Raw genomic sequence first — 16280 nt, forward strand, 5'->3', positions numbered from 1 at the left:
GAAGGAAATTAAGAATCACCAGAAAACAAAAAGGGAGTTGGGGACATGAAAAAGCATTTTCGGATGATTGCTATTTTAGCCACATTGATGCTTTTGTTAGGTTCATTGGCAGGTTGCGGCAGCAATCAGGCCCAAGGATCAAATTCCGGTACCGGAGCCGCTGCAGCAGATTTTCCCAAAAAGAATTTTGAGTTTATCGTACCCATGGGAGCAGGGGGCGGCAGTGATGTATTCTGTCGTACTCTGGTCAAAACCGTTGATGACAATAAGCTCTGTCCAACCACCATTACCATCGTCAATAAACCCGGTGGTTCCGGTTCCATTGGTTGGTCCTACGTAGCCAAGGATCATAAAGGAAACCCCTATGAGTTAAGTACAGTGAGTTCCAGTTTCTATACCGGTCCGATATCGGGACAATCCCCTGTATCTTATAAAGACTTCACCCATATTATCGCTGTTGCCGAAGATCCGACTTTATTAGTTGTACCGGCTAATTCTCCGTATCAAACCATGGAACAACTGCTGGAAGCTGCCAAAGCCAAACCCGATTCCATCAGTGCCGGTGGTTCCAGCGGTCTCTCCATGGATGCCGTTGTCTTCTATGCCCTCAGTGAAAGCGCCGGAGTACAGATGAAGTATGTACCCTTTGCCGGCGGCGGGGAAACCATGACGGCAGTTCTGGGCGGCCATGTTACCTTTGGTTTCTTAGGACCAAGCGAAGCAGCCGCCCAGATCGAAGCGGGCAAAATGAGAGCCTTGGCTGTTTCCACTGAAGATCGGGCCGGTGGTCTGCTGGCCGATGTGCCCACCCTGAAAGAAATAGGTCATGATGTGGTCTTATCCCAACTGCGTGGGGTTGTAGCTCCGGCGGATATCCCTCAGGAAGCAGTGGATTATCTCCATGATATGTTTAAAAAAGCCGTCGATACCCCGGCTTGGAAGGAATTCGTCGCCAATAACTTTATGGAAGAAGAGATTATGGGACCTGAAGAGTTCCTGAAAGCCAGCGAAAAGCAAAGCGAAATGTATGCTAAGTACTTGGATAAGATTGAATAGTACTTAGGGAGCAAAATGAACTGAATAAGAGGGGGCTTGCCAAAGTTGAGGTCCCCTCATCCTCCTCCCTAAAGATAAGCCAAATTATATGTGAATATATTCACTAAAAATATGATAGAAATTGCCGTGATTCGTCATTTCAAGGAGGGAAATCCATGCTGATTGATCAAGAAAAATGTATTGGCTGCGGTATCTGTGTATCTTATTGCCCCATGGAAGCCATCAGTGTTGCGGATAAAAAAGCCAGCATTAACCAGGAAATGTGTGTAGAATGCGGTACCTGCATTCGTCCCCGGGTCGTAAGATGCCCGACCAAAGCCATCTATGAGCCCTATGAGCAAATCAAGGGAACACCAAGAGAAGTGAGACGTTTCTTCAGTGATCCCGCCACCACCCATGGCGTTACGGGAGTACCCGGCCGGGGAACCGAGGAAGTCAAGACCAATGATGTCACAGGCCGTGTCTGCCGCGGGGAAATCGGCATTGCCATCGAGTTGGGACGTCCCTGTGTGGGAACCACTTTTGCTGAAGTGGAAAAGGTGACCATGGCCTTAGCCAAACACCATGTTGACTATGAAGAGTGCAATCCTCTGACTCATTTAATGGCAGACCGGGTTAAAGGAACCTTTAAAGAGGAGTACAAACAGGAAAATGTTCTTTCCGCCATTGTGGAATTCAATGGGAAGCTTGAACAAATGGCTGAACTGTTAGAAACTATTAAGGAGACAGCAAAGAAACTGGATACGGTCTTCTCCCTTGATCTGATCTGTTGCTTCGAAGAAGATGGCAGTATACCGGTATTGACGGAGCTGGAACGTATAGGGATGAAACCCAGAGCCAATGCCAAAGTCAACTTGGGAATGGGCAGACCTTATAAAATCATACGTGAGGCATAGGAGGGATAAAACATGACGCATTCATTACATCGCCGGGGAGCGGAAGCCGATCTGAAAAACGACTATGTGCTCCTGGTCACGGCAGCATCAGGAATCAATCATGTGGGGTCGAAGGATAAACTGCGGCAGGTCCTGGAAGAAGTTTGGCAAGTCGGCCCTACCAATATCGGGTCCAATGAAACAGGAACGATTCTTTCCGGTGTGGATATTGAAGAGATTAGAGCCAATTTAATGGAAGTACCCCGTGTGCGCTGCAATTTCGCCAGTAAGGAGAAAATTCGTCAGGCTATTGAACGCCTGCTGGAATTGGATTTAGGAATGTCGGTCACCGTGTCCGGTCCTACTCAGGATATTCTGGAAATGTGCGGGGATTATGGGATCAAGCCTCATTCCATTAACTTCTCCCTGGATATTTGGGGCAAAAAGGAGAAGCTGCCTCCCGAGGAGGCGTTGGAGCTTCTCACCATGTGCGGCCACGGCCTGATTTCCAAAACTTTAGTGGCGGAAACCATCACCAAAGTGCGTCAGGGCAAAATGTCGCCGGAGAAAGGAGCCTTGAAAGTGGGGCATCCTTGTATCTGCGGTATCTACAACCCGGAACGCGCCAAAACCATCCTGGAAAGAGTGGCTCCATCTACAGCTGAGGTTGCATCTGCGGTAGAAGTTGGAGGGGAGGATTTTTAAGTATGCGCATGGCTAATCGGATCGCCAGCATCATTATCTTCCTGATCGGTCTTTATGTCTTCATCGGGGCCATGAAACTGGACTATATGCTTAAGGGTATTCCCGGCCCCGGTTTCCTGCCGAGATGGGTCAGCTTATTGATCATGGTTCTTGCTTTAGTTTTGCTGCTCCTTAGTTTTTCCAAAAACGAAAGTAAAGAAAGGCATCCCTTTAATGCAGCTGAGTTTAAAAATGCCGGTATTATTATCGGCGGTGCCATCTTCGTCATGTTGGTGACGAAATTCCTCGGCCTTGGTCTGGCTATTGGTATAATGGCCGGAGCCATTGCTAAGTTCACCGGTCCGACAAGCTGGAAAAAGGTGATTGCCATAACAATAGTTACCCCTATTGGGGCTTATGTTCTCTTTGGCATGATTCTCGGGGTACCGCTGCCTAACGGCATATTTGGGTTTTAGGGGTGAAATGAATGGAAACTTTACAAAACCTGGCCATGGGTTTATCTGTAGCAACTGACCCCATGAATCTACTCTATTGCGTCATCGGGGTAATGTTCGGAATCGTTATCGGTGCTCTTCCGGGGCTTGGGCCTTCGGCAGGGATTGCTATCCTGCTCCCTTTGACCTTTGGCACTGATCCCGTGGCAGGGATTATTATGCTGGCCGGTATTTATTATGGCGCTATGTATGGCGGGTCCATCACGTCCATTCTGATCAATACACCTGGTGATGCTTCCGCTGTCATGACCACTTTGGATGGTCACCCCCTGGCCAAGCAGGGTCGGGCCGGCCAAGCCCTGGGTATGGCTGCCTTTGCCTCGATCATCGGGGGAACCGTCTGCGTTGTGCTCTTTATGTTCCTGGCTCCCGCTTTAGCAGAGTTCGCCATTACTTTTGGCCCACCGGAATACTTCGCCCTGATGGTCCTTGGCTTGACCACCATTGGGGGGATGACCGGAAAATTTCCGGCTAAAGGCTATATGTCGGCTTTAGTAGGCCTCTTTATCGCGACCATCGGTCTGGACCTGGTTCAAGGGATTCCCCGTTTCACCTTCGGAGCTTATGAACTTTATGAGGGGATTGACTTTATCCCGGTAGCCATGGGACTCTTTGGTATTGCGGAACTGCTGGTGATCTCTGAAGGGGGAGAAAAGATCAAGGTCAGCAAAAAAGACTTAACCTGGCGCAAACAGCTGCCTAACAAAGAAGATTGGAAATACGCCGGCCCCCATATCGCCCGGGGAACCGGAATCGGGTTCTTTATCGGCATGCTCCCTGGAGCGGGTGCCACCATTGCTTCCTTTATCTCTTATGGGATAGCCAGGAAAATCTCCAAGCGCGGGGATAAATTCGGAACCGGGGTTATTGAAGGGGTAGCAGCCCCGGAATCAGCCAATAACGCCGCTTCCATGGGGGCTATGGTTCCTCTGCTTACATTAGGTGTTCCCGGGTCAGGAAGTACGGCGGTTATGATGGGTGCTTTGATGATGTTTGGTTTAACACCGGGACCGCTGCTTTTCGAGAACAATCCGGATTTTGTCTGGGGCCTTATCGGCAGTATGTATATTGGTAACTTCCTGCTGCTGATCGCTGCTATGCTCTGCGTTCCTTTATTTGTCAAGGTCTTAAATGTATCCAGCCCGATTCTCAACGCTGTCGTCATGGCGTTCATTCTTATCGGTGCTTACAGTCTGAATAACAGTATGTTCGATGTGGGTCTGACCATTCTGTTTGGGATATTGGGCTTCTTCATGAAGAAGTTGGAATTCCCTGCGACCCCCATGGTGTTGGCCTTGGTGTTGGGTGCCTTGTTGGAAACATCCTTGAGACAATCCCTGATCATTTCCAACGGTAATCCTGCCGTATTCTTTACCAGACCTATTTCCGGAACGATCTTGGTTATTTCCATCCTGGCGATTATTTGGCCCTTCATTAGGAAAGGCATTCAGGTAATCAAAAATTCCGGCAAAGCGGCCGCTTGATAGAAGTTAAATCTTAAGGACCGGGGAGGGATACTATTGAAAATCAATGAAGAATTATGTTTGAGCTGTGGTGAATGTCTTCCCTATTGCCCCATGGGAGCTATCGAAATGGGGGATACGGCTCAGATTAATCAGGATGAATGTGTGGAATGCGGTATCTGCATCCGCCAGATTGAATGCCCCGTTGAGGCCTTTTATGAACCGGCCGAAACCATGATGTGGCCCCGCTCCCTGCGCAAGGTCTTCAGCGATCCCACAGCAAAGCATGAAAACACCGGAGTGCGCGGCCGGGGCACGGAAGAAGTCAAAACCAATGATGTGACCGCCCGCTTTAAGCGGGGCTATTATGGTATGGCCTTGGAATTCGGACGCCCTGGGGTGGGTACACGCATAGGGGATGTGGAGGTGTTTACCACGACCCTTGCTCAGGCAGGCATCGAATTCGAGCCCAATAACCCGTTGACCTATCTTATGGAAGATGTTCATACGGGGGTTATCAAAGAAGAAGTGCGCAACGAGAAAGTCTTGTCGGCCATTGTGGAATTCGTCATTCCCGAAGCCCAATTGGAGGATTTTGTCGGCAAAATCAGGGGAGCGGCAAGCCAGGCTAAATGTATGTTCTCCTGGGGGATTGTGGCCAGGTATGAACCCGACGGCACCTTGCCTGTGGTGGAGCGTCTGGCTGAACTGGGCATCGATATACCCAGGAATATGAAGGTCAATGTGGGACTGGGACGACCGAAGGGGGAGGATTAAGCGATGACTCATTCACTGCACCGGGTAGGTCCCGAAGAGAGTTTTGCTGAGGATTTTGTGTTTATATCCAGGCCGGCTATGGGAATCAACCATGTGGGCTGTACTCCTAAGGTTCAGCGCACCCTGGAAATCATTTTCGAGCAAGGACCTACCAATCTGGGTTCCCTGACAACCCAGGAAAACCTCACAATGGGCATTGATCCTCAGGAACTAATGGCTAAAACTGAGGACAATTCGCCGGTGATGTGCGCTTTCCATGAGCGGGAAAAAATCGTCAATGTCCTTAAAAAGCTCAAAGAAGAAGAAGTAGGATTATCCGTGGTGGTCACAGGGCTTGTGGATCAAGTGGAAGAAATTTGTGAAGAAGTGGGTTTGGAACCTCATTCGGTAGGGATTTCCTTAGGTGTTCATGGTGCCACAGCTTTGCTTCCGGAAGAAGAGATTATGTGCTTTACCACCATGTGCGGTCATGGCATGATCGCTGCCGGCCTTGTCAAACAAGTGAAAAAGGCGGTTGCTGAGGGACGGATGACTCCGGAGAAAGCGTCCAAAATTCTGGCTAAACCCTGTTATTGCGGCATTTTTAACCAGAAGCGTGCCGAGAAATTACTTGAGCAGCAAAGTGCTCAACAGTCCTAGAACTGGAGCATAACAGCCCTGGAACTGGAGCCGTCAAATACAAAACTCTTATTTATATGAAAGTATGGAGGTAAGACTATGTTCAAGCTTCATGGTATATATGCTCCCATTCCTACCCCCTTTAAGGATAATAAAATTGCCCTTGATGAGTTGGCCGGCAATATGGAATTCTGGCTGGCTTCCCAACTGGAGGGAATTGTGGTCATGGGCTCCAACGGTGAATTTATCATGCTCAGTCCGGAAGAAAAGTGTCAACTCATCACTGCCGTCTGCACTCAGGCAAAGGGTAAGAAACCGGTCGTTGTCGGAACGGGGTGTGAGTCCACTCAGGAAACTATTGAGTTCAATCATTTTGCCGCCGGAGCAGGGGCTGACGCAGCCCTGGTATTAAGCCCGAACTACTTCAAAAAAGCCATGAATGATACTGTGCTGAAAAAGTTCTACCTGGAAGTAGCAGAGGCCAGCCCGATTCCGATCATTCTTTATAATATGCCAGGGAACTCCGGCATCAATCTTTCCGCCAAATTGGTAGCCGAACTGGCTGACCACCCTAATATTATCGGAATCAAGGATTCGGGCGGCAATATTGTCCAAATCGCGGAAATTATTCACTCCGCACCGGATGACTTTGCAGTTTTTGCCGGTTCGGCCAGCTTTCTGTTCGCCAGCTTGGCCTTAGGAGCTGCCGGCGGAACCCTGGCTTTGGCCAATGTGTTCCCCAACGAGTGCGCCCGGCTTCAGGAGCTTGTTGACAAGGGTAAATTTGCTGAAGCAAAGGAGCTGCAATTGAATTTGATCGAAGCCAATAATGCAGTAACTACCCGCTGGGGTGTCGGTGGTTTGAAAGCGGCCCTTGAGCTGATTGGTCTGTATGGCGGTGAACCCCGCAAGCCGTTGATGCCCTTAGGTGACGAAGACAGGGAGCTGCTGGCGGCCATTATTAAGCACACCCAGGAAGTCTGCCGTTAAGTTTCGCTCCTCCTGCTCTACTACCTGAAAAGCACTGAAAACATTTCATCTCTTCTCTCCGGAGATATACCAGAAAAAATACGCTGAAAAAAGATTTTAGGTTATAATTAACCTTACTAAACGGAAATGCAAGGTTTTGGAGGGATACATCGGATGATAAAAAACATTTATTGTGTCGGTCGCAATTATCTGCAGCATGCCAAGGAACTCAACAATGCGGTTCCAACTTCCCCGTTTCTTTTCGTTAAGCCCACTCATGCTCTGGTGGAAGGTCAGGGGCAGACCATTGCCATGCCCAAAGACCAGGGGAATGTCCATTACGAGGCGGAATTGGTTGTTCATGTGGGCAAAAACTATGAACCCGGCATGAAGGCCGAAGCGGTTATTGATAAAATAGCTGTAGGGATTGACTTTACTTTAAGAGAGGTTCAGGATGAGCTGAAGAAAAAAGGACTGCCCTGGCTGCTGGCTAAAGGGTTCCCTAACTCAGCGGTACTATCCCGATGGCTGCCTTTCGAAGGGCTGGAGGGGACGGCCGGCCATGATTTTACCCTTGAGAAGAATGGACAGGAAGTGCAAAGAGGAAATATCAAGGAGATGATTTTTGATATTCCCACCATCATAGAATTCTGTGCCCAACACTTCGGATTGGCTGAAGGGGATATTATTTTCACCGGAACGCCTGCCGGTGTCGGTGTAGCCGCTGCTGGAGACCATTTTGTACTGAAGTGGAAGGAAGAGCAAGTGGGAGAGCTGTTCATTGGTGAGTAAGTGCGGTATTTTGAAGGATGGAAGCAAGCCCAAAGTTTTGATCGCCCGCCAAGTTCCCCAGGAAGTTGAAGAATGGATCGGCAGGCACTGTGAGTATTCAAAATGGGAAGGCAGCGGGGATATCCCCCGGAGTGAACTGCTGAAACAGTTGGGAGATGTGGATGGGCTTTTAATCAACCGGGAAAAGATCGATGGAGAACTTCTTGATGCAGCCCCGAAGCTGAAAATCGTCGCCAATATATCTGTAGGATATAACAATTTCGATATAGGGGAGATGCAAGCCAGGAAAGTTCTCGGCACTCATACCCCCAATGTATTGGATGACACCGTCGCCGATTTGGTTTTTGGACTTATGCTTAGCACCGCCCGCCGTTTATGTGAGCTGGATCGCTATGTCAAAGCAGGACGGTGGAACGAAACAGTTACCCCGGATCTTTTTGGTATGGATGTTCACCATCAAACCTTAGGCATCATCGGCATGGGCCGGATCGGCAGAGCCCTTGCCCAAAGAGGGAAATGGGGCTTCGATATGAACATTTTATATCATAATCGTTCCCGCCATCCTGAAGCGGAGCAGCGTTTTGATGCGCGCTATTGTACCTTGGAGGAGCTTCTGCAAAGATCGGATTTTGTAGTGCTTCTTGCCCCTCTTTCCCCGCAGACAGTGAATCTGATGAGTGGCCGGGAGTTCGGGCTTATGAAGCGGTCGGCTGTATTTATCAGCGCTTCCCGGGGGGAGACGGTGGATGAGGAGGCCTTAGTGGAGGCTCTTCGTGAAGGAAGGATTCTCGGTGCCGGCCTGGATGTCTACAGGAAGGAGCCCATCCCTCCGGATCATCCTTTGCTCCGCTTTAAGAACGTGGTTACCCTGCCCCACCTTGGTTCGGCAACTACCAGGACTCGTTTGGCTATGGCCAGGATGGCAGCAGAAAACCTGCTCATCGGACTAAAAAGAGAGATACCCCCGCAGTGTGTACCTGAATTAAAACATCTTGTCCTATAGTCAGCCCCCGGTCACAGGGAAGTGATCGGGGGTTTTCCATTCTGAGTCTTCTCGGATTGCCCACCCGCTATGAATGAAGCCCGTAAAATTAAAAAAATAAAATCCATATTGACATATGTCATAAATGGAGTATACTGAGCATAGATGACATATGTCATAAACTCTGAGGAGGTGAACTCGGTGCCAAGACCCATGAAATGGAGAAAGGTTTGCTGTCTGCCTGAAAGCAATCGCTTCGGTCCTCTGGACTTGAATGCGGGTGATCAGTACCAGGTAAAGATGACAGTTGACGAATATGAAACCATAAGGCTTATTGACCTGGAAGGGTTTACCCAGGAAGAGTGTGCGAAAAAGATGAATGTCGCCCGTACTACGGTTCAGGGGATCTATATCGAAGCGAGGAAGAAACTGGCTGAATCCTTAGTGAATGGTAAAGTGCTGCAGATCGAAGGAGGAGAATACCGGCTTTGCGACGGCTTAGGAAATGGCTGCGGCCAGGGCTGCTATAAGCGCAGACGAAGAATGGGTTGCTCAGGTAAAGAGGAGGGAGAGGACTGAGTATCTGCGAAGTTATTTCAGTGAGAAAGAAGGGAGGATTCTTATGAAGATAGCTATACCTGTGGATGAGAAAAATATAGGGACCAATGTCTGTGTATCCTTCGGACGGGCTCCTTATTTTCTTATCTATGATCTGGAAACCAAAGAAGGCAGCTTTTTTAGCAACAGCGCAGCGGCAAGCACAGGAGGCGCAGGGGTTAAAGCTGCTCAAATCATCGTCGATCATAAGGTTGACGCTTTGCTTGTGCCCCGCTGCGGAGAAAATGCAGCCGAGGTCTTAAGAGCGGCTGAGATTAAACTGTTTAAAACCACAACCCTTTGGGCTAAAGATAATATTGATGCTTTTAAGGCCGGAAAACTTCCTGCCCTTGATGAAATTCATGCCGGATTACATGGCCACGGAGGCCATTAGTATGAAGATAGCTGTCCTCAGCGGCAAGGGCGGCACCGGCAAAACACTGGTAGCGGTGAACTTGGCTGCGGCAGCCCAGCGCTCCACCTATATAGACTGTGATGTTGAAGAACCCAATGGACATCTCTTCTTTAAACCTGAAATCCTTCAGGAGGAAGAAATAACAGTCAAAATTCCCAGGGTTGAGGATACACTGTGCCAGGGGTGCCGAAGATGCGTGGATTTCTGCCAATTCAATGCCCTTGCCTACATAAAAGAAAAGCTGCTCGTGTTTGAAGATGTTTGTCATTCCTGCGGGGGCTGTATCCTCCTTTGTCCCGAAAAGGCTCTGACTGAGCAAGAAAAGGGTATCGGCAAAGTTCAAAAAGGGCTGTCTGATCAGGTAAGGGTCTATACCGGAGTGCTCAATATCGGTGAAGTTTCAGGTGTCCCGATCATAAAGAAGCTTCTCAATGAGAATAAATCGGATAAGAACGAACCGGAATCCGACCAACTCACCTTCATCGACTGTCCTCCGGGCAGTGCCTGTAGTGTTATGGAGAGCATCAAGGATGCGGATTACTGCCTGTTGGTTGCCGAGCCGACTTTGTTTGGCGTTCATAATCTCAATATGGTCCATGAGCTGGTCAAGATCTTTAATAAACCCTGCGGAGTTGTGCTGAATAAAAGCCTGGAAGGAGAAAATCCAGCTGAAACGTTTTGCTTAGAAAAAAATATTAAGATCTTAAGCCGCCTGCCTTTTGATCATGAGTTGGGAAGATTGAATTCCAATGCCGAAATTGCCGTCAGGAAAAGTGAACCATACAAGGCTCTGTTTTCCGCTCTCCTAGAAACAGTAACCAAGGAGGTTCAGCATGAAACAGCTGCTTATTCTTAGCGGGAAAGGAGGTACTGGAAAAACCACCATAGCCAGTGCCTTGATAAAGCTTGCCGACGCCAGGGCTTATGGGGATTGTGACGTGGATGCTCCCAATCTGCACCTCATTGCAGGACAGAGCTCAGAACCAGCGAAGCTGGATTACTATGGGCTGCCCAAAGCCCAGATAGATCCCGAACTGTGCAGCCAATGCGATCAATGCAGGCAAAACTGCCGGTTTGAGGCTATTTCAGCAGGGAGTACATATAGGGTAGATCCCTTTGCCTGTGAAGGCTGTGGGGTCTGTCAGGCTCTGTGTCCGGCCGGGGCCATAACTCTAAAGCCTGCCGCGGCCGGTGAATTGATGCTGTATATTCATCAGGAAAAGGTATTTTCAACAGCACAACTGAAGATGGGGAGCGGGACCTCCGGCAAGTTGGTCGCAGAGGTCAAGAAACAGCTGAAAGGGGCAGCGGGTGCGGCCGAGCTGGCGATTATTGACGGCTCCCCCGGAATTGGCTGCCCTGTCATAGCCTCCCTCAGCGGCGTGGATATGGTTTTGATTGTGGCGGAACCTTCCTTATCAGGCATCAGCGACATGGAGCGCATCATCAACACAGCGGCCAAATTCGGTACGAAAGCTGCCATCTGTATCAATAAATCGGATACCAACCCCGACCATGCGGAGAGAATCGAGGAGTATTGCCAAAGACAGGAACTGCCCTTGGTGGGAAAAATTCCTTTTGATGCCGCTGCCGTTGAAGCTATCAATAAGGGGCTGACGATTGTCGATAGTGAGTGCGCATCGGGAACAGCAGTAAGAGAGGTCTACAACAAGGTGATGAACCTTATAACAATGTGATGGATCTAATCTGATAATAAAGGAGACAAAACTATGAGCGAACAATGCAATGAAAGCTGCAGCAGTTGCGGGGAGGACTGCGCAGACCGCAAAGAAGGCAACCCCGATTTCTCCGCAAAGCTCCATGAGCAGAGCAGGGTCAAAAAGGTTATCGGTATCGTCAGCGGCAAAGGCGGGGTGGGCAAATCCCTTGTCACCTCCATGCTTGCCGTTGCCATGAAGAAAAGAGGCTACCATACGGCGATTCTTGATGCCGATGTGACAGGGCCTTCCATTCCCAAAGCCTTTGGTCTTAAGGAGAAAGCCCGGGGCGGTGAATCCGGCCTGATTCCTGTTAAAAGTGAAGCCGGTATTGATATTATGTCGATTAATTTGCTTTTGGCAAAGGATACCGATCCTGTGATTTGGCGGGGACCGATTATCGCCGGGATCGTCAAGCAGTTCTGGACAGATGCCATCTGGAGGGATGTGGATTTCATGTTCATCGACATGCCCCCCGGAACCGGCGATGTTCCCCTCACAGTGTTTCAATCCCTGCCGGTGGATGGAATTATCGTCGTCACTTCTCCGCAGGAGCTGGTAGCCATGATTGTCACCAAGGCCGTCAAGATGGCGGAAATGATGAAGATTCCTGTTCTGGGTCTGGTTGAAAATATGTCCTATTTTAAATGCCCTGACAACGGCAAAGAGTATCAGATCTTTGGCGACAGTCATCTTGAAGAGATCGCCGCTGAACATCATTTAAAGATTCTCGCCAAATTGCCGATTGAACCCCAAATAGCCGCGGCCTGCGATCAGGGAACCATAGAACAGGTTGAGGTAAATTGGTTTGACCTGGCAGCTGAACTAATGGAAAAAATGGAGGGAATGAAAGATGCTTAAAATTGCAGTAGCAAGTGAAATGGAAAGAGTGGCGGAGCATTTTGGCCACTGCGTAAACTTCAATATTTTTGAAGCCGAAGAGAACCGGATTGTTAAGAGCGGCTGCCTGCCAAACCCTGGGCATAAGCCTGGTTTTTTGCCTAACTTCCTTAATGACATGGGCGTCAATGTGATCATCTCAGGTGGCATGGGGGCAGGTGCCATCGATATCTTTAATGAAAAGGGCATCGAAGTGATCACGGGAGCAGCCGGCAATACCCAGGATGTTGTGGAAGAATATCTCAAAGGGACTCTTAAATCCACCGGTTCCGTTTGCCATGACCACCAACATCATGGTGAGTGCGGAGAGTGAATCCTGATAGATACGAAAGGCGCTGTCGCAGTAAGACAGTCAGAAAAATAACCAAAGAGGGCGACTGGCAGATGCCAGAAGCCCTCTTTGCCATAGAGTATGCCCTGTGTTATCCACGCCATACTCCTGCCGGTTCGCCGGCGAACGAAGGTTTTCAGCTTTTCCAGACGATGTGTGCGCTGCTCACGGACCAAAGGCCGGCCATGGAATGAGAGGTATCTTCCCGTATTTCCTGCTTGGCGGAAAGTATCCCAGCTTTATTATCCTCACTCCGTGACTGAGCTGATGATAATTGCTCTTTTAGTGGTATAATTAAATATTGTTATAGTTCGGTGCACTGGATTAGGGTGCAAATAACAGGAATTCAAAGGTGGTGCCAATAATGGCAGATGGTAAGCTTATTCTAACAGCCGAAGAGATGTTATTGATTTGGGAAAAGGCGCTTGAAGTGCTGAAAAGGAATTTAACGCCTGCGGCTTTTAAGACCTGGATAGAGCCGGTTGTCCCTGGAGCGGAAAGAAATTCCCTTGTCTTATTTTGTCCTAACACATTTTGTCTGGATTGGCTTGAAAGTCGTTATAAGTTCATAATTTTAGAGACGGTTCAATCAATCGAACCGTCGATCGAAGAGATTGTTCTTCGCGAAGAAGGGCAGGTAAACGATCACAAACGGCAACTGGTGCTTAAGGTTGACGAAGATTTATATGACTTGATGAAACAGGTTTACGAAAAGGAAAAAAATAACAGCATCGGACGGACTTTCGAAGAGTATTTCACGCAAATGCTGCAGTCTGTTTGCCAGGAGCGAATGGATGCTGGTTGATGCCACAGCTGGAAAAGAGTATGTAAAGCAAGGAAGCCTTGCTCTATAGTTGACCCCCCCGGTCATATTGAAGTGATCAGGGGGACTTTCTAGTAAGAAAAGTTTAAATCTATATTCAGAGTTAAAAGAAAAGGCTATTCCTGGGTATTGGCCAAAGGGTTTATCAACTCCGCCGTCATCACCCCTTGGCAGCCTTTCTCAGGGCTTGAAGCCATGCTGGACGTAAATTTTCACTGAATAAGAACGGCGGCAGAGCTGGCCAAGGCTGCCGATGAAAAGACGAAACTATTCACCATTGCCGCGCTGATCGTGATCACCGACAAGATTATGTCCGAGAGTAACAAAAGGAAATTGTTGGAGGTGTTGAAAATGACCCAGATTGAACAATGGATCCGGGAAGAAGGCAGATAAGAGGAGAAAAGGGAAACCGCCCGAACCATGCTGACCATGGGAATGAGTCCGGAAGTAATAGCTAAAGCGACTCATCTTCCACTGGAAGAAATCCTGCGCATGGAGAAAGAAATTAACAACAAGAACTAAAATAGGGCATCTTACTGCGCAAAGTTTTCCCCCATGTCGGGGTCGTACCAGGTGACCAGTTTTGTCCCGTCCGGCAGGTAGGTGTGGTGGAATTTCGTAGTCAGGTTAGAATCATACAGCACGCCTGCTCCTTGTCGCATATAGGCGTAGCGATGCTCCGTTTCATCAAGCCTGAGGGGAAGTTCATACAGCTCTTGGAGTTGCCTGTCATAGACTTTAATCCGGTCCTCCAGGCGCGCCAGCACATAGTCCCCGCAAGGTGAAGCCCATTGGACTAACTCAGAGCTGCTCTCCAGCTTTGCCAGCATTTTTCCGTCAAGGGTGTAGGTATAGATGACCACTGGAGCGCTTTGTGCACTAAAATCTGTTGTCACAAAGTAGTTTCCGGCCGCCGCCATGGGCAGGCCTTTGATGTCGTCGGCAATCAGCCTGCCCTTGGCGTCGTAAAGCTTCCCGCTGGCCAGATACCGGTCCGCCGTGATTCCCAGCATCAGCTCTGGCCCTGAGTTTCTGAAGTCCGGCTGCCCATAGATACCGTCGGGAGTGCTCCTGTCGAAAGGGAGCACGGTTTCCCCGTTCATGTTCACAGCGCCCCACTGGCTATCCTTCTTCACAGCGATAAAGTCTGCGTTGATGACCGAATCGGCCGCTCCGTTAAAACCGTAGCAGAATTGGGCGTCGTCATAGTCCTTGACCCAGCTTCCATCTGTTGCAAACAGAATGGCGGGATTGCTGAGCGTCTTCCGTGCCAGGTCGGAGCGGAAGCACAGGTAGGCCGTGTTACCCTTGCTGTCCGTCAGCAGGGTCGCGACAGTGTAAATCGGCTCCGTGACGATTTTTCCGTCCGCGGTGCACAGACCGTAAAATTGTGGCGATGAGGACGATTCGCTATGGATGGCTCCGAGGTAAAAATACAGCTTACCGTAAGCCTTGGACGGTGTCAGGGCATAGGGATTTGTCCCTGGAAAATAGACCGGCTCCTCGCCCTGGGGATACATGGCATAGTTTCCGTCCACATGGGGGGTGTTCGCCTTAGGATTGGCGTGAAGGGCGACATATTTCTCGCTTGCCATCAGGTTTTGGGCCTCATCGCTGAGCATCCACTCATGCAGAGCGCGGGCGGGGGAGTCCGCCGGCTCGCTCTTGCGGATGACGGAGTAAAATTCGCTGACAAAGGGATAAGCCCCCGACTGGATGCTTTCATAGGTGGGCTCTACCCCGTCGACGGACAGGAGCTTGATATAGTTGTTCTTCCGCATCTCCGTCACATAGTAAAATACATTATAACCGATTCCCGTGGGGCCGCCCACAAAGTTCGCAACGGCGTCAATCAGCCCGCCCATGCTTTCAATCACCCGCACCTTGGCAGGCTCCGCCATGGGAAGTCCCCGCATGACGAGCTTATCCATCAACGCTTGGCTCCCGGAGCCGATTCCGCGCTGATAGGCTCTGATGGGCTCATCGTTGCCGCCCAAATGGCTCCAATTAGTGTATTCGCCGGAAAAGATTTTTTGTACCTGCTCGCTGGTGAGGTTTTCCACAGGGTTATCCTGGTTGACCAGGAAGACAAGAGCGTCCTTCCCGATGGGGGCGGTTTCAAACAGTTCATCGGCGTTGACCTGCTTCCGGGTCTCATCGCCCCCGTCATACACCAGCAGGAGGTCCGCTTTGTTGGTTGCGAGGGCCTCATAGGCGCCGCTGGTCTTGCTCACATTGACCTTAACGTCTGTGCGGGCCTTCCCCAGCAGTGCGCACTCCACTGCCTCAATCAGCGGAATCGTAGCCGTCGAGCCGTCGATGCGGGGATAGTTTTCCTCCGTAAACAGGAACGTTTCCGGCTTCCCAAGTCTTGCACAGCCGCCCAAGATTACAAAGCACATTATGATGAGCAGAAATTTTTTCATCCTTTTTGCTCCTTTCCCAAGCTCCATGAACGCCTCTGTCATATGTATTAGACGTTCATACCTTCATACGTCTTATAAGGCAATACCTTGAAATGTCTTTCTCTATAAAAGAGACATATCCCTCTTTTAGATAAGTGGATCAATAACGGGAGCCACTGAGCCATAATGCAAACTATTGAGAATAGGTTATCCCGATCATCTGCTAAATGCTATGGAGTACTAATTTCCAAATGTTATAGAGCAATAATTTCTTCATAAGTTATTCATAACTCATTCATTGAGTAATCAAATTTGCCTGCTATAATGCCAATGTTATGGAAACAACCTTTTGGAAATAAC

Annotated in this window: 19 protein-coding genes; 18 read left to right on the forward strand and 1 reads right to left on the reverse strand. The window is 49.3% G+C overall.

What is annotated here, in order from left to right; all coding sequences use genetic code 11:
• Window positions 1–45: 45 nt before the first annotated feature.
• The 18 genes from DHAF_RS09800 to DHAF_RS09880 all read left to right on the forward strand — a co-directional run bounded on the left by DHAF_RS09800 (window position 46) and on the right by DHAF_RS09880 (window position 13497).
• On the forward strand, window positions 46–1056 hold the full coding sequence (locus DHAF_RS09800) for a tripartite tricarboxylate transporter substrate binding protein (protein WP_005813864.1): 1011 nt from the start codon (window positions 46–48) through the stop codon (window positions 1054–1056).
• A 155-nt stretch (window positions 1057–1211) separates the two neighbouring features.
• On the forward strand, window positions 1212–1952 hold the full coding sequence (locus tag DHAF_RS09805; protein WP_011461125.1) for a DUF362 domain-containing protein: 741 nt from the start codon (window positions 1212–1214) through the stop codon (window positions 1950–1952).
• Window positions 1953–1964: 12 nt separating this feature from the next.
• Window positions 1965–2636: a hypothetical protein gene (locus DHAF_RS09810; protein WP_005813868.1), complete on the forward strand. Its 672-nt coding sequence runs from the start codon at window positions 1965–1967 to the stop codon at window positions 2634–2636.
• 2 nt (window positions 2637–2638) lie between these two features.
• Window positions 2639–3091: a tripartite tricarboxylate transporter TctB family protein gene (locus tag DHAF_RS09815; protein WP_011461124.1), complete on the forward strand. Its 453-nt coding sequence runs from the start codon at window positions 2639–2641 to the stop codon at window positions 3089–3091.
• 11 nt (window positions 3092–3102) lie between these two features.
• Window positions 3103–4614: a tripartite tricarboxylate transporter permease gene (locus DHAF_RS09820; RefSeq protein ID WP_005813871.1), complete on the forward strand. Its 1512-nt coding sequence runs from the start codon at window positions 3103–3105 to the stop codon at window positions 4612–4614.
• Window positions 4615–4650: 36 nt separating this feature from the next.
• Window positions 4651–5370 (forward strand): DUF362 domain-containing protein, encoded by a 720-nt coding sequence (locus DHAF_RS09825; protein ID WP_011461123.1) that lies wholly within the window; start codon window positions 4651–4653, stop codon window positions 5368–5370.
• 3 nt (window positions 5371–5373) lie between these two features.
• Entirely contained in the window at window positions 5374–6009 is a 636-nt protein-coding gene (locus DHAF_RS09830; RefSeq protein WP_005813876.1) for a hypothetical protein, read from the forward strand.
• A 78-nt stretch (window positions 6010–6087) separates the two neighbouring features.
• Window positions 6088–6978: a dihydrodipicolinate synthase family protein gene (locus DHAF_RS09835; protein ID WP_011461122.1), complete on the forward strand. Its 891-nt coding sequence runs from the start codon at window positions 6088–6090 to the stop codon at window positions 6976–6978.
• Between the two features lie 126 nt (window positions 6979–7104).
• On the forward strand, window positions 7105–7749 hold the full coding sequence (locus DHAF_RS09840) for a fumarylacetoacetate hydrolase family protein (RefSeq protein WP_011461121.1): 645 nt from the start codon (window positions 7105–7107) through the stop codon (window positions 7747–7749).
• Window positions 7739–8752 carry a 2-hydroxyacid dehydrogenase gene (locus tag DHAF_RS09845; protein ID WP_015943768.1) on the forward strand — a complete coding sequence of 338 codons (1014 nt, stop codon included), beginning with the start codon at window positions 7739–7741 and terminating at the stop codon, window positions 8750–8752. The genes DHAF_RS09840 and DHAF_RS09845 overlap by 11 nt, the downstream gene beginning before the upstream one ends.
• 180 nt (window positions 8753–8932) lie before the next feature.
• Window positions 8933–9310 carry a DUF134 domain-containing protein gene (locus tag DHAF_RS09850; RefSeq protein WP_015943769.1) on the forward strand — a complete coding sequence of 126 codons (378 nt, stop codon included), beginning with the start codon at window positions 8933–8935 and terminating at the stop codon, window positions 9308–9310.
• A 43-nt stretch (window positions 9311–9353) separates the two neighbouring features.
• Window positions 9354–9722 carry a NifB/NifX family molybdenum-iron cluster-binding protein gene (locus DHAF_RS09855; RefSeq protein WP_015943770.1) on the forward strand — a complete coding sequence of 123 codons (369 nt, stop codon included), beginning with the start codon at window positions 9354–9356 and terminating at the stop codon, window positions 9720–9722.
• Between the two features lies 1 nt (window position 9723).
• A complete protein-coding gene (locus DHAF_RS09860; protein ID WP_015943771.1) occupies window positions 9724–10599 on the forward strand; it encodes a nucleotide-binding protein in 876 nt (291 codons plus the stop codon).
• Window positions 10577–11440: an ATP-binding protein gene (locus tag DHAF_RS09865; protein WP_011461117.1), complete on the forward strand. Its 864-nt coding sequence runs from the start codon at window positions 10577–10579 to the stop codon at window positions 11438–11440. Before DHAF_RS09860 ends, DHAF_RS09865 begins: the two co-directional genes overlap by 23 nt.
• A gap of 33 nt (window positions 11441–11473) precedes the next feature.
• Window positions 11474–12322 carry an Mrp/NBP35 family ATP-binding protein gene (locus tag DHAF_RS09870; protein WP_015943772.1) on the forward strand — a complete coding sequence of 283 codons (849 nt, stop codon included), beginning with the start codon at window positions 11474–11476 and terminating at the stop codon, window positions 12320–12322.
• On the forward strand, window positions 12315–12674 hold the full coding sequence (locus DHAF_RS09875) for a NifB/NifX family molybdenum-iron cluster-binding protein (RefSeq protein ID WP_015943773.1): 360 nt from the start codon (window positions 12315–12317) through the stop codon (window positions 12672–12674). The genes DHAF_RS09870 and DHAF_RS09875 overlap by 8 nt, the downstream gene beginning before the upstream one ends.
• A gap of 71 nt (window positions 12675–12745) precedes the next feature.
• Window positions 12746–12886 carry a hypothetical protein gene (locus tag DHAF_RS25890; RefSeq protein WP_158304531.1) on the forward strand — a complete coding sequence of 47 codons (141 nt, stop codon included), beginning with the start codon at window positions 12746–12748 and terminating at the stop codon, window positions 12884–12886.
• Window positions 12887–13056: 170 nt separating this feature from the next.
• Window positions 13057–13497: a DnaA N-terminal domain-containing protein gene (locus DHAF_RS09880; protein WP_015943774.1), complete on the forward strand. Its 441-nt coding sequence runs from the start codon at window positions 13057–13059 to the stop codon at window positions 13495–13497.
• Between the two features lie 551 nt (window positions 13498–14048).
• Here DHAF_RS09880 and DHAF_RS09890 read toward each other — a convergent pair.
• Window positions 14049–15941 carry a PstS family phosphate ABC transporter substrate-binding protein gene (locus DHAF_RS09890; RefSeq protein ID WP_015943775.1) on the reverse strand — a complete coding sequence of 631 codons (1893 nt, stop codon included), beginning with the start codon at window positions 15939–15941 and terminating at the stop codon, window positions 14049–14051.
• Window positions 15942–16280 lie beyond the last annotated feature (339 nt).

The organism is Desulfitobacterium hafniense DCB-2 (assembly GCF_000021925.1).
Classification (GTDB): Bacteria; Bacillota; Desulfitobacteriia; order Desulfitobacteriales; family Desulfitobacteriaceae; genus Desulfitobacterium; species Desulfitobacterium hafniense.